Here is a 22,379-nt window from a genome sequence, read left to right on the forward strand (position 1 = left end):
ACGCGTTCATTGTTTCAGCATGATCCCCGAGGCGACAGATGAGTAAAACAGCACCGTCGAAGGTGCGTGATCCGCTGGAACTGGGTGGCTCCGTCTGGCTGCGAAGCGGATCGGAAACGCTCGGCGGCGCGGCGCGCATCGCGCTTCTGGCCGCGATTCGCGACTCGGGATCCATCACCGCCGCGGCGAAATCCGTCGGCATGAGTTACAAGGCCGCGTGGGACGCAGTCGATACCATGAACAACCTGGCCGGCGAATCGCTCGTGACGAGCGCGACGGGCGGCAGGGGCGGCGGCGGCACGACGCTCACGCCGGCGGCGCTGCGTCTCATCGACACGTACCGCGCGATCGAACGCGAGCATCGAAAATTTCTGGAACGGGCGGGCGCGGCCATCGAAGGCTTCGCCCATGACTGGCAATTGATCGGGAGACTAGGAATGAAAACAAGCGCACGCAATCAACTGGCCGGCAAGGTGACGAAGGTCACGCGCGGTGCGGTCAACGACGAAATCGAGCTCGGCTTGCCGGGTGGCCAGACAATCGTCGCCGTGGTCACACACGAAAGCACGCAGTCGCTGGGTCTGAAGGAAGGCGGCGATGCGTTCGCGCTCATCAAGGCATCGTGGGTCATGCTGATGGAAGATGCGAACGCGAAGCTGTCCGCGCGCAATCAGTTGCGCGGCACGGTTGCCAGCGTGACAAAAGGCGCGGTGAACGCGGAAGTGTCACTGTCGCTCGACGGCGGCACCACCATCACCGCGATCATCACGAACCAAAGCGCCGACACGCTCGGCCTCGCGCAGGGTCAGAAGGCCGTGGCGGTGATCAAGGCATCGAGCGTGATCATCGGCGTGAACGACTAAGCGTCACGCACCCCGAAGGCGGCCGCCGTGTCAGGCAGCCGCGCGTTCTTCCGCTGGCCGTTCGGTGCGGCGATCCGGCGCGCGAAATGTCTTCGCTTTCCAGCTCGCCCGCACATAGGGACGCTCGTGGCCCGAGAGCCCGAGCGCGATTTCCGTAATCCAGTGCTGCGTTGGGACCGGCACGCCGTGCAAGGCCACGACGACCGCCGCGAGGCTCGCTGCAACGGGCGCCGGCGCGAGCTTGCCGGATTCGGCCCGCCACGCGATCCACACGAACGCGAGCGCGACCACCGCGCCGAGTGCGCATCCCGCCACGACTTCCGAGACTGAATGCGCGTCGAGCACGACGCGCGACACGCCGACCCACACGCCCAGCAGCAAACCGAGCGCGACACCGGTGGCGCGTATTGCACTACGTGTGGGCAGCAGCGCGACGAAAATCGCGACCGGCAGCACCGCCGTGGACATCAGCGCGTGCCCGCTGATGCCGGTGAAATCGAGATGGCGCACGCCGATTCCCCAGCCGATGAACGCGATTTTGCTCAACGCGACGAGTCCGCTCGCCGCGCCGAGCAGCGCGAGCCACGCGCCTGCGTATTTCCAGCGATAGCCGATCGCGAGCCAGGCCGCGATGATGACCGCCACCGGCCCCATGACGCCGACGCTGCCGAGCGCGGTCACGGCGATCCAGGCGGAAACAGGTAAGTCCACGTGCATTGGTATTCTTGGGAATGAGGGTTGCTGCAGTGCGGCAGCGCTGGGGTCATAGGCCTTTTCGGCCGACAACAATTTTCGACACGCTGCCGCAAATTCGCATCAGTATAACGCTTGGGAAGATCCTGAATTATGCGACATTGCTGAATGCAAGGTGATCGTTACATCGCGTAACTTTCGTTTAATTTTGGCTTTTTTGTTGAATTGCTGTTAATTCATCCCGATATGTAAGGCTCAGGCGCGCGCCGTCCCGCTGTTTTGGTGTTATTGTGCAATGCACAACCCGGCGCGGTTTTTCGTCGCGCCATCCGAATGCATGTTTGTGGAGGACCCAGCCGAATGTCGAAAAGCCTTACCAAGCTCTGGTTGCGCGGCTTGAGACGCCTGGTCGCCGGCCAGGTCGAAGCGATTCGCACACCGAAGCCCCGCGCGGCGGCCAAGCCCGCGCGCGCTAAAACCGCCGCCAAGTCGAAACTGAAGTCCGGTGCGGCTGCCAAGGCGAGCGCAGCGCCCCGCGCGGCCGCGCGTCCCGCAACGCGCGAATCGCGTGTGCGGCCGCGTGCGTCGGCGTGGGCGCGTGGGAAGTGGGCCCGCTCGTATCACTCGGCGCCGCCGACGACCGGCCGCTTCGTGAATCACATGTCGTACGCGCTCTATATGCCGCCGAAAACCGGGGCGGAGCCGATGCCGCTCGTCGTGATGCTGCACGGTTGCAAGCAGAACGCCGACGAGTTCGCACAAGGCACACGCATCAATCTGCTTGCGGACCGGTACGGGTTCGCGGTGCTGTATCCCGAACAATCGAAACACGATCACGCGCATCGCTGTTGGCGCTGGTATGACGATTCCGGCAGTGGAGGCGGTGGCGAGGCCGCGTCCGTCGTGTCACTGGTGAACGCGATGGTCGAACAGCACGATCTGGATCCGGAGCGCGTCTATCTCGCGGGCATGTCCGCGGGCGCGGGCCTCGCGGCGCTGCTCGCCTTGCGCTATCCGCACGTTTTCGCGGCTGTCGGCCTGCACTCGGGCGTCGTGTTCGGCGAGGCCCGCTCGGCCATCGGCGCGATGGACGTGATGCGCCGGGGCGCACGCAGCGATCCGGTCGCGTTGGTCGATGCCGCGGTCGACGTCCGCGATTATCCGGGCATGCCAGCGATCATCGTGCACGGTGAACTGGACTCGGTGGTGACGGCGGCGAACGCCGAGCAACTCGCCAGGCAGTTTCTGCGATTGAACGGCTTCATCGATGCCGCGGGCAACCGCCGTGCGGGTGAGACGCGCGAGGAAGCGCATCCGGACGGTGTGGTGACGGATTACTTCAAGAGCGGACGGCGTGTGGTCAAGACGTCGATCGTGCGTGGCCTTGGCCATTCGTGGGCGGGTGGCGACGATACCGTGGCATTCCACTCATCCAAAGGACCGGATTCATCGGCAGTGATGTGGGAGTTTTTTAAACACCAACGGCGTCCGGCCGAGGCCGCGCGCGATGCGTTCGTGGCCTGACGGCTGTCGTTCAGTGTTTCGTGTGTTGCAATTTAGTCTTTAGTATCAGTCTTCTAGCAAGCAGGACTGGCGTTGAATCAGGGATTACCCTATAATCGCTTTCATAGGTAGTAACCCCAGTATTCAAAGCGAGGTCCACCATGTTTTTGATCAGCCGAATTTTCCTGTTTCTGACCAAGTCCGCTGACGAGCGCGATCGCGCGCGCGACGACGCTTATCTCGCCGAAGCCACGGACATCTACGATCTCGAATATCGTATGAAAAAATTGGATCAGCGAGTGGCTGCACGTCACCCGTCGTGGATGTCGCACTAAGCTTTTCGCAAGCTATCGAAAATGCCGGCTTTGGAGCCGGCATTTTCGTATCCGCCTCGCGCAGCGTCAGATGACTTTCACGCGCACATCCACGTTATTGCGCGTGGCGTTCGAATACGGGCACACCTGGTGCGCGGCGTCGACCAGTGCCTGAGCTTCCGTCGCGTCGAGGCCCGGAAGCGAGACACGCAATTCGATATCGAGCTTGAAGCCACCCGCATCGTTAGGACCGACGCCTACATCGGCTGACACGGTCGTATCGGCGGGAATCGCGCGCTTTTGCTGGCCCGCGACGAACTTCATCGCCGAAAGAAAGCAGGCCGAATAGCCGGCGGCAAACAGTTGCTCGGGATTCGTCCCCGGCGCGCCCGATCCGCCCAGTTCCTTCGGCGCGCTCAGTTTCACATTCAGTTGCTCGTCCGAGGAAATCGCGCGGCCATCACGCCCGCCGGTGCTCGTCGCCGTTGCCTTGTAGAGGATGCTCATCGTTTCTCTCCGTATGTTTCGTTTGTCAGATTGACGTTGCGTTGACCACGTCTTAAATATATCGCGCTAATTATTAGCGTGCAAATTAAATTATCGCGATGAGATCTTTAGCGAATCGCTATCGACCTCGGATCAGCTATCGAGATACTCGCTGAGCGACGCGCGCAAGCGCACCAGATCGCCGCGCAGACGCAAAATCGCATCGATGTCGGAACCCGATGCGCAATAGATTTCGCTCGGAATGTCGCGGGCGGATTGTTTGAGCGCGCGGCCGGAGTCGGTCAGGCGGATGTGAACCTGGCGCTCATCCTCGACGCCGCGCACGCGTTCGACGTAGCCCTGCGCTTCGAGCCGCTTGAGGAGGGGAGTCATCGTTGCTGAATCGAGCGCGAGGCGCGCGGCGATTTCCTTGACCGTGAGGTCGTCGGCTTCCCACAGCACGAGCATCGTCAGATATTGCGGATACGTCAGCCCGAGTTTCTCCAGCAGCGGCTTGTACGCTTTCGTCATCGCGAGCGAAGTCGAATAGAGCGCGAAGCACAACTGCTGATCGAGGTCGAGCGGGAAGTCGGGCAAAGCGTCGGTCGAAGTCATGAGCGAAGGCGCGGCAGGAGGGCCGGGGCGGCCGATATCGCTAGTGTACGTGCAATGCTTCGTGCACGAACGATCGCCCCGCCCGATGGTCGGGCGCGGCGTTCGATCAGGCGCTGGGGGTGCCGGTCGCGTCGGGAATGTCCGGCGAGTCGGGCGACTGCACGCCGAAGCAGCCGCGATAGGTTGCGTAAAACGAGCAATACAACGCGGTCGTGACGATGATCGATGCGGGCATCAGCACCGCGAGCGCCATTTCCTGTCCCGCGCCGAGCGCCTGCATCAGCGCGGTCAGGCCGAACGAGACCGCGAGCGCGATGGCGATCCACAGCACGCCGTAGTAAATGAACGCACCACGGTTGCGCCAGCACGAAACGAGGCTGAAGAACAGCGCCTTCACGGGTGGCACGTCGTGCCACGCGACGAGAATCGGCGCGAACCAGAACAGCATCGCGACCGGCACATAGCACGCCATCGCGACGAGCACCGCGAGCGGGCTGAAGCTCGCGGCGACCGTCTCCGGATCGCCGCTCGGACCATCGCCCATCATGATGTTGAGCAGCGTGCCGCCGTCCACCAGCGCCGACGCCGCGAAGATCGCCATCAGCGCGACGATGTACAGCGCGCCCAGCGCGAGCAGCCTGCGCGCGACGACGCTGCCGTACGAACGGAATCCGTCGACCAGGATGGTCGGCCAGACGGGCTTGCCCGCGATCGTGTTGCGGCACGCCGCCATGAAGCCGACCGCGATGCCCGGAATGAACAGCAGCGGCAGCAGCGGGCCGACGAGCGGCACGCGCGAGATCAGCGTCATCACGAACAGATAGGCGAAGAACACCGTGAGAAACGCAAACGGGTTGCGGCGGAACAGCCAGATGCCCTGACGGAACCAGACATAGCCGGTCTTGGCGGGAACTTCGATCAGTCGCATGTCGCTGGTTATCGATTGACGGGAGAAGCGGCTTTGACGCGTTCGCGCAGAATGCGTTCGAAATGGCCGGGATCGTGCGCTTTGAGCATCTGTGCTTCGCGCGGGCGATGAAAGTCGAACAGGCGCGAGACCCAGAAGCGCATCGCGCCGGCGCGCAGCATGTCGTTCCAGTGACGCTCTTCGGCGGGCGTGAACGGACGCACGGTCTGATAGGCGCGCAGCATCGCATCGACGCGCGCGTGATCGAGCACGCCGGTGGCGAGGTCGATGCACCAGTCGTTCACCGTCACGGCGACGTCGAAAAGCCACTTGTCGACGCCCGCGAAGTAGAAATCGAAGAAGCCGCCGAGGCGCGCGTGCTCGCGGCCGTGCGCGAACAGCACGTTGTCGCGGAACAGATCGCAGTGGCACGGACCGTCGGGCAGCGACGCGAATTCCGCCGAGCCGAAGAACGCGGCCTGATGCGCGAGCTCGTTTTCGAACAGTTCACGCTGCTCGCGGCTCAGGAATTCGACAATCGACGGCGCTTTTTCCTGCCACCACGAGAGGCTGCGCAAATTCGGCTGATGCTGCGAAAAGTCGCGCCCCGCGAGATGCAAACGCGCGAGCATCTGACCGACCTCTATGCAATGCGCGGGCGTTGGCGCAAGCTCGGGCGCGCCTTCGAGCTTCGTGACGATCGACGCGGGCTTGCCGTGCAGCAAGCCGAAGAGCGAGCCGTCGCGGCGCGGCATCGGATCGGGCACCGGCACGCGATGCGAGGCCAGATGGCGCATCAGATCGAGATAGAACGGCAGTTGCGTCGCCGTGAGATTCTCGAAGATCGTGAGCACGTACTCGCCGTGCGTCGTCGTGAGAAAGAAGTTGCTGTTCTCGATGCCCGACTGGATGCCGCGAAATTCGACGACATCGCCGAGATCGTAGTCTTGCAGCCAGTCGCCGAGATCGGCGGTGGTGACGGGAGTGAAAACGGCCATGCGGGAAACGTCGGTCAGGTTGGACGGCCAGAAACAGGCCGATGAACGGTGACGCCGGGCAAGGAGCCGCGGCGCCGCGACCCGCCCGGAAGGAGCGGGTCCGAAGCGATCTTGCGGGATCAGTAATGCAGGTTGATCGACGGCAGACGCGTGCTGGCTTTGCCGTTGTCGCGCACTTGCGGCGATGTATCGGCGGGCGCGCTCATTTGATAGCGCGTGCCGAAATTCGATCGCACGTCGATTTCGACGGGCTTGCCCTTGTCGCGATATTCGGTGATTTCGGTGCCGTTGGTGCTCAGTTCGTGATAGCTCGGCGTGCGCGGCGGCGAAATCTCGACTTTCGAGCTGACATTCGCGGGCGGACGGTTGATGGCTTTCAGATCGGGAAGGCCCGCTGCTTCTTCCGGCGACATTTGCTGCGTTGCCGGTTGAGCTTGTGCCTTGGCGGCTGGCTGCGCGTATGCGCCGAAGCTTGCTGCGGCGAGGACTGCCGCGGCGGCGGCGCAAAGGTGCGGCTTCATGATGGTTCTCCAGGCGATGGCCGGATTCTAACAAAACGATTGCTGACTGAGCGATGCGCGCGGAGCCAACGCCTTATTTTGCGCCGCTTTCGAGAATTTTGACTTCGGCGGACAAAAAGGTGTTGCGAGGTGTGATCGCACGCACTCACAAGAGGAGGGACTTCATGGTCCGCCCATTCTTCCGTGTTAATGTCGATTCATTACGAGGGCATCGAATAAAGACACAAGATCATGACAAACGACCGGACTCAAAGCACACAAGGCACGCCCGCCAACGATTTTCCGACCGAATCCTTCGAAGATCCCGCCGCGGCCGTCACGCGCCTTTCGGCGATCTATGAAGCGAATACCGCATTTCTGCGCGACGCCTTCGCGCGCTATCGCCGCAACGAGCAGTTCACGCATCGCGTGCGCGCGTGCTATCCGTTCGTGCGTGTGCGCACCGAACTCAATACGCAGATCGATTCGCGCCGCTCGTACGGCTTCGTCGCGGGCCCGGGCATCTATGAAACGACGCTCACCCGTCCCGATCTTTTCGGGGACTATTACCGCGAGCAATTGCGACTGCTCACAAAGAACCATCACGTGGGCCTCGAAGTCGGCGTGTCCGCGCACCCCATTCCGATTCACTTCGCATTCGCCGAAGGCATTCATCTCGAAGGCGATCTCGACCGCGACCGGCTGCTCGCGATGCGCAACATCTTCGATACGCCCGACCTCGCGCTGCTCGACGATCGCATCGTCAACGGCACGTACGAGCCGGGTCCGGGCGAGCCGCATCCGCTTGCGCTGTTCACGGCGGCGCGCGTCGATTTCTCGCTGCATCGGCTGAGACACTATACGGCGACGTCGCCCACGCATTTTCAGAACTACGTGCTCTACACGAACTACCAGTTTTATATCGACGAGTTCGTGAAGCTCGGCCGCACGATGATGTCGCGCGCCGACGACGAGGAAACGCGCGCGTATCGCAGCGAGTATTCGTCGTTCGTCGAACCGGGCGATGTCGTCACGTATAACGCGAATCTCGGCGAACAGCCGGAGGAAGGATCGCAGCCCTCGCGCCTGCCGCAAATGCCCGCATACCACCTGAAGCGCGCGGACGGCAGCGGCATCACGATGGTGAATATCGGCGTGGGGCCGTCGAATGCGAAGACGATCACGGATCACATCGCGGTGCTGCGGCCGCATGCGTGGATCATGCTCGGACACTGCGCGGGTTTGCGCAATACGCAGCGTCTCGGCGATTACGTGCTGGCGCATGGTTACGTGCGCGAGGATCACGTGCTCGACGACGATCTGCCGCTTTGGGTGCCGGTGCCTGCGCTCGCGGAAGTGCAGGTCGCGCTCGAGCGCGCGGTCGCGCAGGTGACGCAGCTCGAAGGCGTCGAACTGAAGCGCGTGATGCGCACGGGCACGGTCGCGAGCGTCGACAATCGTAACTGGGAACTGCGAGATCATCGCGAGCCGGTGCGTCGGCTATCGCAGAGCCGCGCGGTGGCGCTCGATATGGAAAGCGCGACGATCGCCGCGAACGGCTTTCGCTTCCGCGTGCCATACGGCACCTTGCTATGCGTCTCCGATAAACCGCTGCATGGGGAATTGAAGCTGCCCGGCATGGCCGATCAGTTCTATCGCGCGCAAGTGGATCAGCACTTGCAGATCGGCGTCAAGGCGATGGAGTTGCTGCGCGAGAATGGCTTGTCGAAGCTGCATAGCCGGAAGCTGCGCAGCTTTGCGGAGGTGGCGTTTCAGTGATGTCGGCGTGAAACGATGCGAGCGGTTTATCAGGCCGCTCGCACCGAGTTCGCATCACAGATAGAACATCCGGTCTTCATCCGACTTGCCTTCCGCCGGCTGCTCGACCGATTCTTCCCGATCTTCATAGAACCGCAGCACGGCATCGAGCACTTGATCCGGATCGTCGATCACCTGCATCAGATCCAGATCTTTCGGGCTGATGACACCGTTGGTCAGCAGCGTATTCTTGAACCAGTCGAGCAGTCCGGCCCAGAACTCCGCGCCGACGAGCACGATCGGCACGTGCCGCGACTTCTTCGTCTGAATGAGCGTCAGCACTTCGGCGAGCTCGTCCAGCGTGCCGAAGCCGCCCGGCATCACCACGACCGCGTCCGAGTTCTTCACGAACGTGACCTTGCGCGTGAAGAAGTGACGGAAGCGCAGCGAGATGTCCTGCCACTGATTGCCCGACTGCTCGTGCGGCAATTCGATGTTCAGGCCCACCGAAGGCGATTTGCCCGCGTGCGCGCCCTTGTTCGCCGCTTCCATGATGCCCGGGCCGCCGCCCGAAATGACGGCGAAGCCCGCATCGGAGAATTTTTGCGCGATTTCGATCGTGAGCTGATAGTACGGCGACTCCGGTTTCAGACGCGCCGAACCATAGATGCTGATGGCAGGGCGGATCTCCGAGAGGTACTCGGTCGCCTCGATAAACTCTGCCATAATCGTGAACATCTGCCACGATGCGCGAGCCTTCTTGGCCGTCGCGCGCTCTTGATCTGCGAGCGATCGCAGACTCGGAATCACTTTTCTCTTGTTCATAATGCCTGAAGAACTAAGTCTTGAAGGTAAGACCCTGCTATTGGTCGACGGTTCTAGTTACTTGTACCGGGCCTACCATGCCATGCCGGACCTGCGAGGCCCCGACGGCGGGCCCACAGGCGCTCTCTATGGGATGATCAACATGCTGCGGCGCTTGCGGCGCGAAGTCAATGCAGAGTATAGCGCGTGCGTATTTGATGCCAAAGGCAAGACTTTCCGCGACGACTGGTACGCCGACTACAAGGCCAACCGGCCGTCGATGCCGGAAGACCTCTCCAGACAGATCGAACCCATTCACGTCGCCGTTCGCGCGCTCGGCTGGCCGCTCGTGATGATCGAGGGCGTCGAAGCGGACGACGTCATCGGCACGCTCGCGGTCGAAGCCGAAAAGCGCGGCATGAACGTGATCGTGTCGACGGGCGACAAGGATCTGGCTCAGCTCGTGACGGACCATGTCACCCTCATCAATACGATGACCAACGAAACGCTCGACCGCGCCGGCGTGCTCACGAAGTTCGGCGTGCCGCCGGAGCGTATCGTCGACTATCTGTCGCTCATCGGCGATACCGTCGACAACGTGCCGGGAGTCGAAAAGTGCGGCCCCAAGACAGCGCTCAAATGGCTCACGCAATACGAAACCCTTGATGGCATCGTAGAACATGCCAGCGAGATCAAGGGTGCGGTAGGAGACAATCTGCGCAAGGCTCTGGACTTCCTGCCGATGGCGAGAAAGCTCGTCACCGTGCACACGGAATGCGACCTCACTTCGCAGATCGAGTCCATCGACAACACGCTCGCGACGCGCCCCGAATCGCGCGACGAACTGCGCGATGTGTTCATGCGTCATGGCTTCAAGACGTGGTTGCGCGAGATCGAGATCGCCGATGCGGTCGAAGGCCCGAGCGATACGCCGCCCGCCGAAGTCACCGAAATCGCGCATCGCTATGAGACGGTGCAGACTTGGGCGCAGTTCGATGCATGGCTCGAGCGCATCAACGAGGCGGAGCTCACGTCCTTCGACAGCGAGACCACGTCGCTCGATCCGATGACCGCGCAGATCGTCGGCATGTCGGTGTCGACGGAGCCGGGACACGCGGCCTATATTCCCGTCGCGCATCGCGGGCCGGATGCGCCCGAGCAATTGCCGCGCGATGAAGTGCTCGCGAAGCTCAAGCCCTGGCTCGAAGATGCATCGAAGAAAAAAGTCGGTCAACACCTGAAGTATGACGAACAGGTGCTCGCGAACTACGGCATCGAAATGCGCGGCGTCGAGCACGACACGCTGCTGCAATCGTATGTGCTGGAATCGCATCGTCCGCACGACATGGACAACCTCGCGTTGCGTCATCTCGGCGTGAAGACGATCAAGTACGAAGACGTCGCGGGCAAGGGCGCATCGCAGATCGGCTTCGATGAAGTGCCGCTCGACAAGGCATCGGCATACGCCGCCGAAGACGCCGATATCACCTTGCGTCTGCATCACGCGCTCTATCCGCAAGTGGCGCAGGAGGAAGGCTTGTTGCGCGTATATCGCGATATCGAAATGCCGACGTCGCGCGTGCTGCGCAAGATGGAACGAAACGGAGTCCTGATCGATCGTCAACGCCTCGAAACGCAAAGCAACGAGATCGCGAAGCGTCTCATCGATCTGCAGGCGCAAGCTTACGAGCTCGCGGGCGGCGAATTCAATCTCGGCTCGCCGAAGCAGATCGGGCAGATTTTCTTCGAGAAGCTGCAGTTGCCGGTCGTGAAGAAGACGCCGAGCGGCGCGCCTTCCACCGATGAAGAAGTGCTGCAGAAGCTCGCGGAAGACTATCCGTTGCCCAAGGTGCTGCTTGAGCATCGCGGGCTGTCCAAGCTCAAGTCCACTTATACGGACAAGTTGCCGCGCATGGTCAACGCATCGACGGGACGCGTGCATACGAACTATGCGCAGGCCGTTGCGGTGACGGGGCGCCTGTCGTCGAACGAACCGAACCTGCAGAACATCCCGGTGCGCACGGGTGAAGGGCGACGCATCCGCGAAGCGTTCATCGCATCGCCGGGCAGCAAGATCGTATCGGCGGATTACTCGCAGATCGAACTGCGCATCATGGCGCACATCTCCGGCGACGAATCGCTGATGCGCGCGTTCCAGTACGGCGAGGACGTGCATCGCGCGACGGCGTCGGAAGTGTTCAGCGTCACGCCGCTAGAAGTCGACAACGACCAGCGTCGCATCGCGAAGGTCATCAACTTCGGGTTGATCTACGGCATGAGTTCGTTCGGGCTCGCGTCGAATCTAGGCATCACGCGCGATGCGGCGAAGCTTTATATCGACCGCTATTTCGCGCGCTATCCGGGCGTTGCCGCCTATATGGAGAACACGCGCATGAGCGCGAAGGCGAACGGCTTCGTCGAGACCGTGTTCGGCCGGCGACTGTGGCTGCCCGAGATCAATGGCGGCAGCGGTCCGCGCCGTCAGGCGGCGGAGCGCGCCGCGATCAACGCGCCGATGCAGGGCACCGCTGCCGATCTCATCAAGCTGTCGATGATCGCCGTGCAGGACTGGCTCGAAGCGTCGGGCATCGGCGCGAAGATGATCATGCAGGTGCACGACGAACTCGTGCTCGAAGTGCCCGAAGAGGCGCTGCCCGAGGTCAGGAAGCGCTTACCTGAACTGATGTGCGGCGTCGCGAAGCTGAAGGTGCCGCTCGTCGCGGAAGTGGGCGTCGGCAATAACTGGGAAGAAGCGCACTGAAATTCTTTGCGCAAGACATATGCGACACATGTCGCATATGTCCGACATGTTGGTGACGCGCTTGTGACTGTCATCGAAGCTCCGCACAATAAGTCAATCGAGGAAGATACGCACGAAGGCCGATCGAATATAAAAGCACAGGGAGAGTTCCATGCATCGCTTCATCATAATCGGCGGAGGGGCTGGCGGCCTCGAACTCGCGACGCGTCTCGGCGACCGTTTCGGCTCGACCGATGGCAAAGCACCGCCGAAAGCGCAAGTCACGCTCGTCGACCGCAATCCGACCCATATCTGGAAGCCGCTCCTGCATGAAGTCGCAGCGGGCAGCATGGACCCCTTCACGCAAGAGCTCGAATACGCAGCGCAGGCCTTGTGGCACGGCTTCGAGTTTCAGCAGGGCGAACTCGTCGGACTGAATCGCGCGACCCGGCGCATCACCATCGGCGCATTGCGCGATGAAGAAGCGGGTGAACTTTTGCCCGAGCGAGAACTGGAGTACGACACGCTCGTCATCGCCATCGGCAGTACGACGCATTTCTTCGGCGTGGAAGGCGCGCAACAGAATTCGATCGCGCTCGATACGGTCGGTCAGGCGGAACTCTTCCGCAAGCGTTTGATCGCGGCGTGCATGCGCGCGGAGCACTTCGCGCCCGAACCCGTCGCGGCGGGCGTGGACGAAGCGGAGGACGCACCGGGCGTCGATCCCATGCCGCGCATTCAGGTCGCCATCGTCGGCGCGGGCGCGACGGGCGTCGAATTGTCGGCGGAACTGCGCAACACCGCGCAGGTGCTTTCCGCATACGGATTGCACAAGCTCGATCCGAAGCACGACATCGGCATCGTGCTGATCGAAGCCGGGCCGCGCATCCTGCCGGCGTTGCAGGAGCGCGTGTCCATCGCGACGGCGGAGCTGCTCACCAAGCTCGGCGTGAAGCTGATGACCGGCGAAACGGTCGCGCAGGTATCGCGCGATACGATCCGCACGGCGAGCGGCAAGACGATACGCGCGGATCTCACGGTCTGGGCCGCGGGCATCAAGGCGCCCGCGATCCTCAATGATCTCGACGGCCTGCCGACCAACCGTCTCGGCCAACTCGTCGTGCGCCGCACGTTGCAAACCGAAGCCGACGATAACGTCTTCGCGCTCGGCGATTGCGCCGCGTGTCCGTGGCCCGGCAACGAGCGCAACGTGCCGCCGCGCGCGCAGGCCGCGCACCAGCAGGCGAGTTTTCTGTTCAAGTCGTTCGAGCGGATGTTGCAGGGCAAGCCGCTGCCCGAGTACACCTATCGCGATTTCGGCTCGCTGGTGTCGCTCGGGCATTACAGCGCGGTCGGCAATCTGATGGGCGGCCTGATCGGCGGCAACATGCTGATCGAAGGGCTCTTCGCGCGCTTCATGTACATGTCGCTGTACCGCTTGCATGTAGCCGCGCTGCACGGCTATGCGCGCATGGTGCTCGATACCTTCGCGCACTGGCTGCGCCGCTCCACCGCGCCGCGCGTCAAGCTTCACTGATTCGGAATAGCGGAATAGAGCGCCTGCGTCATTCGTTGAAAGCTGTTTAGAATGGGCGGCGCGCGAGAAGGCGACGCATTTCGTGCGCGCGCCTTTTCGCCGCCGTGCAGCACCGCGCGTCTGACGCCTCGAACACGTCGCGCGGATTTCAACGATCCACGCCGTCGCGCGATCGCGCACGCGTCGCGACGGCCTTGCCGCGGGAGCTTCGTATGCTAGACCCTGAAGTCGACAGCCTCATTCCGCACGTTCCGTTCGACCGACGCACCTTCATCAAGGCGACCTTCGGAACCGGCTTCGCGGCCGCCGTGCTGCCGGTGTCGGCGCAAACCATTCATACCGACAGCGACGGGCTGGAAGCCGGCGCGATCGGCATACGCGGGGCGGACGGCACGCTCGTGCCCGCGTATCGAGCGCAACCCAAGGGCAAGACGCATCTGCCGGTCGTCATCGTGATTCACGAGATTTTCGGCGTCCACGAGCATATCGCCGACGTATGCCGGCGCTTTGCAAAGCAGGGCTATCTCGCCGTCGCGCCGGATCTCTACACGCGTCAGGGCGACGCATCGGCGTACAAGTCGATGCAGCAACTCAACGAGCAACTGGTGTCGAAAGTGCCCGATTCGCAGGTGATCTCGGACATCGACCAGACCGTCAAATGGGCGGGCGAGCATGGCGGCGACCCGAAGCGCGTGGGCATAACCGGGTTTTGCTGGGGCGGGCGCATCACATGGCTCTATGCCGAGCACAATCCCAACCTGAAGGCGGCGGTGGCGTGGTACGGGCGGCTCGTCGGCAACAAGACCGAGAACAACCCGACCAATCCGATCGACCTCGCGAGCCAGCTCAAGGTCCCCGTGCTCGGACTCTATGGCCGGCAGGATCAGAGCATTCCGCAAGACACGATCGAACAGATGAAGCAGGCGCTCGCAAACGACCCGCCGCCCGCGAAGAATTCGCAGTTCGTCGTGTACGACGACGCGCCGCATGCGTTCTTCGCGGATTATCGTCCGAGTTATCGAAAGGCCGACGCCGAGGACGGCTGGAAGCGCGCGCTAGCGTGGTTCCGCGAGCACGGCGTCAAATAACGACGCTCAGGGATTCGGGCCGGTCGCGACCGGCCGGCCCGGATCGGCGCTCCACTCGCTCCACGAGCCGGGATAGAGCGCCGCACCGTGCAGGCCGGCAATCTCCATTGCGAGCACGTTGTGGCATGCCGTCACGCCCGAGCCGCATTGCAGGACGATGCGGTCTGCCGGCGTCGCGCCGATCAGCGATCCGAACGCCTCGCGCAGTTCGTGCGCGGTCTTGAAGCGGCCTTCCGCCGTCAGGTTGTTCTTGAAGAAATGATTCAGCGCGCCGGGAATATGCCCGCCGACGGGATCGATCGTCTCGTTTTCGCCGCGATAGCGGTCGGCGGCGCGCGCATCGATCAGCAGATGATCGCGCGTGCCGATGTTGCGCTCGATCGCATGGGCGTCGATGGTCACCTGACGCGGCGCGCCGGCCTTGAACGTGCCTTGGGTTTTCGGCGGCACGGCGGTGTCGAGCGGATTGCCCGCGGCTTCCCAGGCCGGGAGGCCGCCGTCGAGCAGCGCGACGGAATCGTGTCCGAGCCAGCGCAGCAGCCACCAGAGACGTGCGGCGTACATGCCGCCATGCGCATCGTAGGCGACCACTTGCTGGCCTTCGTTCAGGCCGAAGCTCGCCAGTTTCGCGACGAGCGCCGCGCGCTCCGGCAACGGATGACGCCCGTTCGTGCCCGTTTTGACGCCGGACAAGTCGCGATCCAGGTGGAGATAATGCGCGCCGGGAATATGCCCTTGCGCGTAAGCCGTTTCGCCCGATTCGGGTGCGGCGAGGTCGAAGCGGCAATCGAAGACGAGCATGCTGCCGGGCGCGGCGGCGAGCCGTTCGGCGAGATTCGTCGCCGAGATGAGCGTGGTGTAATGGGTGTGCGACATGACGGCTCCTGAAGCGGCGCTTGCAATGCGGGATGAATCAATAGTCTAAAAGAAAAAACGGGCCCGAAAGCCCGTCTTTTCCGATGTCTCGACACAAACCCCGAATCGCGTTCAGATGGGCCCGAGCTGATGCCGCAGGAACTCGTGGAAGTGCTGCATGCCGGATTCCATCGGGCTTTGATACGGCCCGACCTGATTCTCGCCGCGCGACATCAGCGCGCGACGACCGGCGTCCATGCGTTCGGCGATCTCATCGTCCTCGCGCGCGGTCTCCATGTACGCGGCGCGCTCCGCCTCGATGAACTCGCGTTCGAAAAGCGCGATTTCCTCGGGGTAATAGAACTCGACGATGTTCGTCGTCTTTTGCGTGCCGTGCGGAATGAGCCACGACACGACCAGCACGTGCGGATACCACTCGATCATCAGGCCGGGGTAGTAGACCATCCAGATCGCGCCGAACTCCGGTGGCGTGCCGTTGCGGAAGCGCAGGACTTCGTCGTGCCACTTGCGGTACGTCGGGCTGCCCGGCTTTTCCAGATTCTTGTGGACGCCGACGGTCTGCACGCTATACCAGTCGCCGAATTCCCACTCGAGGTTGTCGCACGACACGAAGCTGCCGAGTCCCGGATGGAACGGCGCGACGTGATAGTCCTCCAGATAGACCTCGATGAAGGTCTTCCAGTTGTAGTTGCACTCGTGCACTTCGACGTGATCGAACATGAAGCCCGAAAAGTCGAAATGCTTTGCCGTGCCAAGCCTCGCGAGATCCGCGGCGACGTCGCGGCCCTCCGATTCGAAAAGCAGGCCTTGCCAGTTCTGTAGCGAAGTCTTGCCGAGGTTCAGGCAGGGCTTGTCCGCGAAATGCGGCGCGCCGAGCAACTGACCGTCGAGATCGTAGGTCCAGCGATGCAGAGGGCAGACGATGTTGTCCGCGCTGCCGCGGCCATTGAGCATGATCGCCTGACGATGGCGGCACACGTTCGACAGCAGTTCGATATTGCTCTGCTGATTACGGACGAGCACGCGCCCTTCGCCTTCGCCCGGAAGCGCGAAATAGTTTCCCGCCTCGGGAACCATGAGTTCGTGCCCGATATAGCGTGGACCTTGCTTGAAAAGTGTGTCGAGTTCGCGCGTAAGAAGCGCTTCGTCAAAGTAAGCCGTGACTGGCAGCTGACTGTGAATGGCATTCAGCTGCAATGCATTGCTCAGATTGGACATTCCCACTCCCGATGAAAACGTGAAAGCAGTGAACAACCCAACCATCGAAGATTCGATTTAGGGAGCCCGCGATTATACCGAAATCTGCATCCTTGGGGTGCTTAAGGTCTTGATTTGGGTATAAATTGTCACGAGAGTTCCTCGCAATCGTTGCGCTTATGAGCACGGATCGCGCGCCCCGCTGCGATTGGCGGACAATCCGGCAAAGCAGCCTCGCCGGTCCCGCATGGACGGGATGCGGGTCGAAAATTTGTCTTTTGCCGTAGAATGTGCGACTTGGTTCCAAAAATTCAATTTGCACATCCACGATTCATGGCGAAGACCGCTGTCCAGGAAACAGGCGAGCAAACCGGCGCCGACGCGCAAAGCGCGGACGTCGCGCAGCTCCCGGAGAACTACGAGGCGGCGCTGGCAGAACTCGAATCGCTCGTCGCGCGCATGGAAGAAGGCGCGCTGAGTCTCGAGGAATCGCTTGCGGCCTATCGCCGCGGCGCGGCGCTTGTGGGCTTTTGCCAACAGCAACTCGAGAAAGTCGAGCAGCAGGTTCGCGTTCTCGATGGCGAGACGCTCAAGCCGCTGCCCGCCGAGGTACAGCGCGCCACCCAGGGTGCCGGAGCGACAAACGACAACGGGGACGACGACCTATGACCTTCGAACAATGGATGCGCGCGACGCTGGATCGCGTCGAGACGGCACTCGAACACTATCTTCCGGGCACGGACGTCGCGCCGGCGCGCCTGCACGAGGCCATGCGCTATGCGGTGCTGGGCGGCGGCAAGCGGGTGCGTCCGCTGCTCGTCCACGCGGCGGGCGAGCTGACCGGCGCGAGCGCGCAGGCCGTGGAAGCGGCGAGCGCCGCGCTCGAGATGATTCACGTCTATTCGCTGGTGCATGACGACATGCCCGCCATGGATGACGACGCATTGCGTCGCGGCAAGCCCACGGTACACATCCAGTATGACGAAGCGACGGCACTGCTCGTCGGTGACGCGCTGCAATCGCAGGCGTTCGTCGCGTTGACGGCCGAGGGCAATGGTCTCGACGCTGCCCAGCAAGCCGCGCTCGTGCGTGAACTCGCGGTCGCGAGCGGCTCGCTCGGCATGGCGGGTGGCCAGGCGATCGACCTGGAAAGCGTCGGCCGCAAGCTTTCGCGTCCCGAGCTCGAGACGATGCATCGCAAGAAAACGGGGGCGTTGCTGCGCGCGTCGGTGCGCATGGGCGCGCTCGCGGGCACGCATCCGGGCGCGGATGCTCTGACGTCGCTGGACCAGTATGCGGCCGCGATCGGCCTCGCGTTCCAGGTCGTCGACGACATCCTGGACGTCACCGCCGATTCCGCCACGCTCGGCAAGACCGCCGGCAAGGACGCGCAGCACGACAAACCGACTTACGTGTCGATCATCGGGCTCGATGCGTCGCGTGAGCTCGCCGCGCAGCTCGGCCGCGACGCGCACGCCGCGATCCGGCCGTTCGGCGCGCGCGGCCAGCGCCTGGCCGAGCTTGCCGATCTGGTCGTGAACCGGGTGAATTGATTGTTGAACGCGTGACGAACCCCACGGCGCGATCGGGCAAACCCGAAACAATCGCGCCGAACGAATCACGCCAGTTTTCCTAAAATGGGACGACGATGTACGACTTGCTGAAATCCATCGACGATCCGGCCGATTTGCGGGCCCTCGATCGTCGCCAACTGCAACCGCTGGCCGACGAGCTGCGAGCCTACGTGCTCGACAGCGTGTCCCAGACGGGCGGCCATCTGTCGTCCAATCTGGGCACGGTCGAGCTGACCATCGCGTTGCACTATGTGTTCGATACGCCTAATGACCGCATCGTCTGGGACGTCGGTCATCAGACGTATCCGCACAAGATCCTGACCGGCCGCCGCGACCAGATGCCCGGCCTGCGTCAGCTCGGCGGCATTTCCGGCTTTCCGCGCCGCGCCGAATCCGAATACGACACCTTCGGCACGGCGCACTCGAGCACGTCGATTTCGGCGGCGCTCGGCATGGCGATCGCCAACAAGCTGCAAGGCGACAACCGCTATTCGATCGCCGTGATCGGCGACGGCGCGATGACCGCGGGCATGGCCTTCGAGGCGATGAACAACGCGGGCGTCGCCGATGACGTGCCGCTGCTCGTCATCCTCAACGACAACGACATGTCGATTTCGCCGCCGGTCGGCGCGCTGAATCGCCATCTCGCGCGCCTGATGTCAGGCCGTTTTTACGCCGCCGCGCGCGCGGGCGTCGAGCGCGTGCTGCGTCATGCGCCCCCCGTGCTCGATCTCGCGCGCAAGCTGGAAGAGCACGCGAAGGGCATGATCGTGCCGGCCACGCTGTTCGAGGAATTCGGCTTCAACTACATCGGGCCGATCGACGGTCACGATCTCGATTCGCTGATCCCGACGCTGCAGAACATCAAGGAACTGCGCGGCCCGCAATTCCTCCACGTCGTCACGAAGAAGGGTCAGGGCTACAAGCTCGCCGAGGCCGATCCGGTGCTCTATCACGGCCCGGGCAAGTTCAATCCGGCCGAAGGCATCAAGCCGTCGACGGCGCCTTCCAAGAAGACCTACACGCAAGTCTTCGGCGAATGGCTGTGCGACGCCGCCGCGCAAGATTCGCGCGTGGTCGGCATCACGCCGGCGATGCGCGAAGGCTCCGGCATGGTCGAGTTCGAGAAGCGCTTCCCGGATCGCTATTTCGATGTCGGCATCGCCGAGCAGCACGCCGTGACGTTCGCGGGCGGGCTGGCCGCGGACGGCATGAAGCCGGTCGTCGCGATCTATTCGACCTTCCTGCAGCGCGCGTACGACCAGTTGATCCACGATGTCGCGCTGCAGAATCTGCCGGTGGTGTTCGCCATCGACCGCGCGGGCCTTGTCGGCGCGGACGGCGCGACACACGCGGGCAACTACGATCTCGCGTTCCTGCGCTGCATTCCGAACATGACGGTGATGGCCGCATCGGACGAAAACGAATGCCGTCAGATGCTCTACACGGCGCTGCAGCAGCCGAACCCGACGGCCGTGCGCTATCCGCGCGGCGCGGGCACGGGTGTCGCGACGGTCAAGCAGATGACCGCGATTCCTGTCGGCAAGGGTGAGATTCGCCGCGAGTCGTCGCAGAAGATGGGCTCGGGCAAGCGCATCGCGATTTGCGCGTTCGGCACGATGGTCGCGCCGTCGCTCGCCGCCGCCGAAGAACTCGATCTGACGGTCGCCAACATGCGCTTCGTGAAGCCGGTCGACGCCGACCTGCTGCGCGAGCTCGCCGCGACGCACGACGCGATCGTGACGATCGAAGAAGGCGCGATCATGGGCGGCGCGGGCTCCGCGTGCGTCGAAGCGCTGCTGGCGAGCTTGGTCCTGAAGCCCGTGCTGCAACTCGGTCTGCCGGACGTGTTCATCGATCACGGCGATCCGGCCAAGCTGCTCGCGAGCGTGGGTCTCGATGCGGCCGGCATCGTCAAGTCGATTCGCGCGCGTTTCATCGACGCAATCGAAAGCGCCAACGCAGGCAAGCTGACCAAGCGCGTCGCCTGACGACGCTTCGCTCGAACGGCGCGCTCGGGGTGCGCCGTGCATCAACGCTTTGTCACACGGCGCGGGCATCGTCCCGCGCCGTGTGCGCTTGAACGTTTCGAACCGCTCGCGTCTCACCTGACGCGCGGCGCATAAGGACAAACAAATGAATCAGATGAATCCCGCCTTCGTGATGCCCGACGTCCAGAGCACGCCTGACACGCGTCAGATCGCGATTCAGCGCGTCGGTGTGAAGGGTGTGCGCTATCCGCTGACGGTGCTGACGGAAGACGGTCTGAAGCCGACGGTCGGGGTATGGAATCTCGATGTTCATCTGCCGGCCGAGCAGAAGGGTACGCACATGTCGCGATTCGTCGCGTTGCTGGAAGAGAATCGCCTGCCGGTCGACCAGCACGCGCTGCGCGGATTGCTGTCGCTGATGCTCGCGAAGCTCGAAGCGCACTCGGGCCGCATCGAAGTGACGATGCCGTACTTCGTGATGAAGACCGCCCCGGTTTCGGGCGTGAAGAGCCTGCTGGATTACGAAGTGACCTTCGTCGCCGAGCGTCGCGACGGCGACACGCGCATGTCGATCAAAGTGCTCGTGCCGGTGACGAGCCTGTGTCCGTGTTCGAAGAAGATTTCGCAGTACGGCGCGCACAACCAGCGCTCGCACGTCACGATCGCGGCGGAACTGACGGAAGAGATGCCGGTCGAGGAATTGATCCGCATCGCGGAGGAAGAGGCGTCGTGCGAACTGTGGGGCTTGCTGAAGCGCCCCGACGAGAAGCTCGTGACCGAACGCGCGTATGAAAATCCGAAGTTCGTCGAAGACCTCGTGCGCGACATCGCCATGCGTCTGAATGCCGAGCAGCGCATCGTCGCGTATACGCTCGAGGCCGAGAATTTCGAGTCGATCCACAATCACAGCGCGTACGCTGTGATCGAGCGCGACAAGCGCCGCGACGCCTGATCGCCTGTTCAAGAGCCGGTCTTTCGAACCCGCTCTTTTCCTATGCGAGCGCCGTTTCCGACGAAACGTGCGCTTCCCGCACCGACTCCACCACGAGCATCGCCAGCCGTTCGACCAGCGGCGAGCCCTTTCCCGACGCACGATGCAGCGCCAGCGGAATCGACGGCAATGCGGGCAGGCCGCCTTCGCCGTTGTCGAGCGTCCGGACGGTCGACGGCAGGCCGTAACTCGTCCGCACCGTCACGCCGAGTCCTGCCGCCGCTGCCGCCCACAGTCCGGACAGACTCGGGCTCGTGAAGGCCACGCGCCATTTGATGCCCGCGCGGTCGAGCGCCGCCGCGGCCGCGCTGTGAAAGAGGCACGGACGATCGAACGCGATGAGCGGCAACGGCTCGTCGGCGTCGAAATGCCAGGGTACGGTCGATGACGCGATCCAGCGCATCGACGGCGCGGCGATCGGTTCGGGCAGATTCGACGCCTGGCTTTCGTCGGGCACGCCTGCAGCGCCCCACACGAGCGCGAGATCGAGCTGCCCGCCGCCGATGCGTTCCAGCAACTCCGTATTGCGTGCGACGCGCGCCTCGATGCGCACTTTCGGATGCGCTCGCGCAAAGCGGCCGAGCACATCCGGCAGCACGACTTCGCCGAAATCCTCCTGCAGCCCGAGGCGGATCCAGCCTTCCAGATCGACGCCGCGCACCGCGACCGCGGCTTCATCGTTCAATTCGACGAGGCGCCGGGCGTAATTGAGCATGACTTCGCCCGCGTCGGTGAGCGCGAGGCCGCGTCCGGATTTGCGAAACAGCGGCGTGCCCGCCTGTTCTTCGAGCTTGTGAATCTGGGCGCTGACGGCGGAGGTCGAACGCCCGACGCGGTCCGCCGCCTTCGCGAAGCTGCCGAGGTCCATGCCCGCGACGAAGCTGCGCAGCACGGCGAGATCGAAGGTCGTCTGAGCCATTGAAAATCATCCTGTTTAAATGAAC

Annotated in this window: 21 protein-coding genes; 11 read left to right on the plus strand and 10 right to left on the minus strand. The window is 63.0% G+C overall.

Features of this window, described 5'->3' with window-relative positions; genetic code table 11:
- Positions 1-38 precede the first annotated feature (38 nt).
- A complete protein-coding gene (locus U4Y90_RS04655) occupies positions 39-863 on the plus strand; it encodes a TOBE domain-containing protein (protein ID WP_321792727.1) in 825 nt (274 codons plus the stop codon).
- A gap of 30 nt (positions 864-893) precedes the next feature.
- Here the strand turns inward: U4Y90_RS04655 and U4Y90_RS04660 are convergent, their stop codons facing one another.
- The gene (locus U4Y90_RS04660; protein ID WP_321792729.1) at positions 894-1,580 is read right to left on the minus strand and encodes a phosphatase PAP2 family protein; all 687 of its coding nucleotides are present in this window, start codon (positions 1,578-1,580) and stop codon (positions 894-896) included.
- A gap of 336 nt (positions 1,581-1,916) precedes the next feature.
- Between U4Y90_RS04660 and U4Y90_RS04665 the strand changes: the two genes are divergently transcribed.
- Together U4Y90_RS04665 and U4Y90_RS04670 are read left to right on the plus strand one after the other, a co-directional pair.
- Positions 1,917-3,080, plus strand: coding sequence for a PHB depolymerase family esterase (locus U4Y90_RS04665; protein ID WP_321792731.1), 1,164 nt, complete (start codon positions 1,917-1,919; stop codon positions 3,078-3,080).
- Between the two features lie 140 nt (positions 3,081-3,220).
- Positions 3,221-3,394, plus strand: a complete 174-nt coding sequence (locus tag U4Y90_RS04670; protein ID WP_321792733.1) for a DUF3563 family protein — start codon at positions 3,221-3,223, stop codon at positions 3,392-3,394.
- 66 nt (positions 3,395-3,460) lie between these two features.
- On the opposite strand, the gene U4Y90_RS04675 is transcribed toward U4Y90_RS04670, so the two are convergent.
- The 5 genes from U4Y90_RS04675 to U4Y90_RS04695 all read right to left on the minus strand — a co-directional run bounded on the left by U4Y90_RS04675 (position 3,461) and on the right by U4Y90_RS04695 (position 6,900).
- Positions 3,461-3,880 (minus strand): organic hydroperoxide resistance protein, encoded by a 420-nt coding sequence (locus U4Y90_RS04675; RefSeq protein WP_321792735.1) that lies wholly within the window; start codon positions 3,878-3,880, stop codon positions 3,461-3,463.
- Positions 3,881-4,012: 132 nt separating this feature from the next.
- Positions 4,013-4,474: a MarR family transcriptional regulator gene (locus U4Y90_RS04680; protein ID WP_321792737.1), complete on the minus strand. Its 462-nt coding sequence runs from the start codon at positions 4,472-4,474 to the stop codon at positions 4,013-4,015.
- 106 nt (positions 4,475-4,580) lie between these two features.
- On the minus strand, positions 4,581-5,402 hold the full coding sequence (locus U4Y90_RS04685; RefSeq protein WP_321792739.1) for a BPSS1780 family membrane protein: 822 nt from the start codon (positions 5,400-5,402) through the stop codon (positions 4,581-4,583).
- Positions 5,403-5,410: 8 nt separating this feature from the next.
- Positions 5,411-6,379 (minus strand): homoserine kinase, encoded by a 969-nt coding sequence (locus tag U4Y90_RS04690; RefSeq protein WP_321792741.1) that lies wholly within the window; start codon positions 6,377-6,379, stop codon positions 5,411-5,413.
- Between the two features lie 119 nt (positions 6,380-6,498).
- Entirely contained in the window at positions 6,499-6,900 is a 402-nt protein-coding gene (locus tag U4Y90_RS04695; protein ID WP_321792743.1) for a hypothetical protein, read from the minus strand.
- A gap of 231 nt (positions 6,901-7,131) precedes the next feature.
- Between U4Y90_RS04695 and U4Y90_RS04700 the strand changes: the two genes are divergently transcribed.
- Positions 7,132-8,658, plus strand: a complete 1,527-nt coding sequence (locus U4Y90_RS04700) for an AMP nucleosidase (RefSeq protein WP_321792745.1) — start codon at positions 7,132-7,134, stop codon at positions 8,656-8,658.
- Between the two features lie 54 nt (positions 8,659-8,712).
- Here the strand turns inward: U4Y90_RS04700 and U4Y90_RS04705 are convergent, their stop codons facing one another.
- Positions 8,713-9,462, minus strand: a complete 750-nt coding sequence (locus tag U4Y90_RS04705; RefSeq protein ID WP_061137638.1) for a TIGR00730 family Rossman fold protein — start codon at positions 9,460-9,462, stop codon at positions 8,713-8,715.
- Between the two features lies 1 nt (position 9,463).
- On the opposite strand from U4Y90_RS04705, the gene polA reads away from it, so the two are divergent.
- The 3 genes from polA (at position 9,464) to U4Y90_RS04720 (ending at position 14,806) form a co-directional block, all read left to right on the plus strand.
- The gene (gene polA, locus U4Y90_RS04710; protein WP_321793424.1) at positions 9,464-12,202 is read left to right on the plus strand and encodes a DNA polymerase I; all 2,739 of its coding nucleotides are present in this window, start codon (positions 9,464-9,466) and stop codon (positions 12,200-12,202) included.
- Positions 12,203-12,353: 151 nt separating this feature from the next.
- Complete coding sequence (locus tag U4Y90_RS04715; protein WP_321792749.1) at positions 12,354-13,718, plus strand: NAD(P)/FAD-dependent oxidoreductase; 1,365 nt, start codon at positions 12,354-12,356, stop codon at positions 13,716-13,718.
- A 212-nt stretch (positions 13,719-13,930) separates the two neighbouring features.
- The gene (locus U4Y90_RS04720; RefSeq protein ID WP_321792751.1) at positions 13,931-14,806 is read left to right on the plus strand and encodes a dienelactone hydrolase family protein; all 876 of its coding nucleotides are present in this window, start codon (positions 13,931-13,933) and stop codon (positions 14,804-14,806) included.
- Between the two features lie 6 nt (positions 14,807-14,812).
- On the opposite strand, the gene U4Y90_RS04725 is transcribed toward U4Y90_RS04720, so the two are convergent.
- Together U4Y90_RS04725 and U4Y90_RS04730 are read right to left on the minus strand one after the other, a co-directional pair.
- Entirely contained in the window at positions 14,813-15,682 is an 870-nt protein-coding gene (locus tag U4Y90_RS04725; protein WP_321792753.1) for a sulfurtransferase, read from the minus strand.
- Positions 15,683-15,793: 111 nt separating this feature from the next.
- The gene (locus U4Y90_RS04730; RefSeq protein WP_321792755.1) at positions 15,794-16,900 is read right to left on the minus strand and encodes an aromatic ring-hydroxylating dioxygenase subunit alpha; all 1,107 of its coding nucleotides are present in this window, start codon (positions 16,898-16,900) and stop codon (positions 15,794-15,796) included.
- A 312-nt stretch (positions 16,901-17,212) separates the two neighbouring features.
- On the opposite strand from U4Y90_RS04730, the gene U4Y90_RS04735 reads away from it, so the two are divergent.
- The 4 genes from U4Y90_RS04735 (at position 17,213) to folE2 (ending at position 21,396) form a co-directional block, all read left to right on the plus strand.
- Positions 17,213-17,548: an exodeoxyribonuclease VII small subunit gene (locus tag U4Y90_RS04735; protein ID WP_321792757.1), complete on the plus strand. Its 336-nt coding sequence runs from the start codon at positions 17,213-17,215 to the stop codon at positions 17,546-17,548.
- Positions 17,545-18,432 carry a farnesyl diphosphate synthase gene (locus U4Y90_RS04740; protein WP_321792759.1) on the plus strand — a complete coding sequence of 296 codons (888 nt, stop codon included), beginning with the start codon at positions 17,545-17,547 and terminating at the stop codon, positions 18,430-18,432. The genes U4Y90_RS04735 and U4Y90_RS04740 overlap by 4 nt, the downstream gene beginning before the upstream one ends.
- Positions 18,433-18,527: 95 nt before the next feature.
- Complete coding sequence (gene dxs, locus U4Y90_RS04745) at positions 18,528-20,444, plus strand: 1-deoxy-D-xylulose-5-phosphate synthase (protein ID WP_321792761.1); 1,917 nt, start codon at positions 18,528-18,530, stop codon at positions 20,442-20,444.
- A 145-nt stretch (positions 20,445-20,589) separates the two neighbouring features.
- On the plus strand, positions 20,590-21,396 hold the full coding sequence (gene folE2, locus U4Y90_RS04750; protein WP_321792763.1) for a GTP cyclohydrolase FolE2: 807 nt from the start codon (positions 20,590-20,592) through the stop codon (positions 21,394-21,396).
- A gap of 40 nt (positions 21,397-21,436) precedes the next feature.
- On the opposite strand, the gene U4Y90_RS04755 is transcribed toward folE2, so the two are convergent.
- Positions 21,437-22,354 carry a LysR substrate-binding domain-containing protein gene (locus U4Y90_RS04755; RefSeq protein ID WP_321792765.1) on the minus strand — a complete coding sequence of 306 codons (918 nt, stop codon included), beginning with the start codon at positions 22,352-22,354 and terminating at the stop codon, positions 21,437-21,439.
- Positions 22,355-22,379 lie beyond the last annotated feature (25 nt).

The sequence above is a fragment of the Caballeronia sp. J97 genome (genome assembly GCF_905220305.1).
Lineage (GTDB): Bacteria > Pseudomonadota > Gammaproteobacteria > Burkholderiales > Burkholderiaceae > Caballeronia.

What these genes read in the sequence shown, in the direction of transcription:
- U4Y90_RS04655 (WP_321792727.1), top strand. Translation starts at nt 39, where the DNA reads ATGAGTAAAACAGCACCGTCGAAGGTGCGTGATCCGCTGGAACTGGGT.
- U4Y90_RS04660 (WP_321792729.1), bottom strand. Translation starts at nt 1,580, where the DNA reads ATGCACGTGGACTTACCTGTTTCCGCCTGGATCGCCGTGACCGCGCTC.
- U4Y90_RS04665 (WP_321792731.1), top strand. Translation starts at nt 1,917, where the DNA reads ATGTCGAAAAGCCTTACCAAGCTCTGGTTGCGCGGCTTGAGACGCCTG.
- U4Y90_RS04670 (WP_321792733.1), top strand. Translation starts at nt 3,221, where the DNA reads ATGTTTTTGATCAGCCGAATTTTCCTGTTTCTGACCAAGTCCGCTGAC.
- U4Y90_RS04675 (WP_321792735.1), bottom strand. Translation starts at nt 3,880, where the DNA reads ATGAGCATCCTCTACAAGGCAACGGCGACGAGCACCGGCGGGCGTGAT.
- U4Y90_RS04680 (WP_321792737.1), bottom strand. Translation starts at nt 4,474, where the DNA reads ATGACTTCGACCGACGCTTTGCCCGACTTCCCGCTCGACCTCGATCAG.
- U4Y90_RS04685 (WP_321792739.1), bottom strand. Translation starts at nt 5,402, where the DNA reads ATGCGACTGATCGAAGTTCCCGCCAAGACCGGCTATGTCTGGTTCCGT.
- U4Y90_RS04690 (WP_321792741.1), bottom strand. Translation starts at nt 6,379, where the DNA reads ATGGCCGTTTTCACTCCCGTCACCACCGCCGATCTCGGCGACTGGCTG.
- U4Y90_RS04695 (WP_321792743.1), bottom strand. Translation starts at nt 6,900, where the DNA reads ATGAAGCCGCACCTTTGCGCCGCCGCCGCGGCAGTCCTCGCCGCAGCA.
- U4Y90_RS04700 (WP_321792745.1), top strand. Translation starts at nt 7,132, where the DNA reads ATGACAAACGACCGGACTCAAAGCACACAAGGCACGCCCGCCAACGAT.
- U4Y90_RS04705 (WP_061137638.1), bottom strand. Translation starts at nt 9,462, where the DNA reads ATGAACAAGAGAAAAGTGATTCCGAGTCTGCGATCGCTCGCAGATCAA.
- polA (WP_321793424.1), top strand. Translation starts at nt 9,464, where the DNA reads ATGCCTGAAGAACTAAGTCTTGAAGGTAAGACCCTGCTATTGGTCGAC.
- U4Y90_RS04715 (WP_321792749.1), top strand. Translation starts at nt 12,354, where the DNA reads ATGCATCGCTTCATCATAATCGGCGGAGGGGCTGGCGGCCTCGAACTC.
- U4Y90_RS04720 (WP_321792751.1), top strand. Translation starts at nt 13,931, where the DNA reads ATGCTAGACCCTGAAGTCGACAGCCTCATTCCGCACGTTCCGTTCGAC.
- U4Y90_RS04725 (WP_321792753.1), bottom strand. Translation starts at nt 15,682, where the DNA reads ATGTCGCACACCCATTACACCACGCTCATCTCGGCGACGAATCTCGCC.
- U4Y90_RS04730 (WP_321792755.1), bottom strand. Translation starts at nt 16,900, where the DNA reads ATGTCCAATCTGAGCAATGCATTGCAGCTGAATGCCATTCACAGTCAG.
- U4Y90_RS04735 (WP_321792757.1), top strand. Translation starts at nt 17,213, where the DNA reads ATGGCGAAGACCGCTGTCCAGGAAACAGGCGAGCAAACCGGCGCCGAC.
- U4Y90_RS04740 (WP_321792759.1), top strand. Translation starts at nt 17,545, where the DNA reads ATGACCTTCGAACAATGGATGCGCGCGACGCTGGATCGCGTCGAGACG.
- dxs (WP_321792761.1), top strand. Translation starts at nt 18,528, where the DNA reads ATGTACGACTTGCTGAAATCCATCGACGATCCGGCCGATTTGCGGGCC.
- folE2 (WP_321792763.1), top strand. Translation starts at nt 20,590, where the DNA reads ATGAATCAGATGAATCCCGCCTTCGTGATGCCCGACGTCCAGAGCACG.
- U4Y90_RS04755 (WP_321792765.1), bottom strand. Translation starts at nt 22,354, where the DNA reads ATGGCTCAGACGACCTTCGATCTCGCCGTGCTGCGCAGCTTCGTCGCG.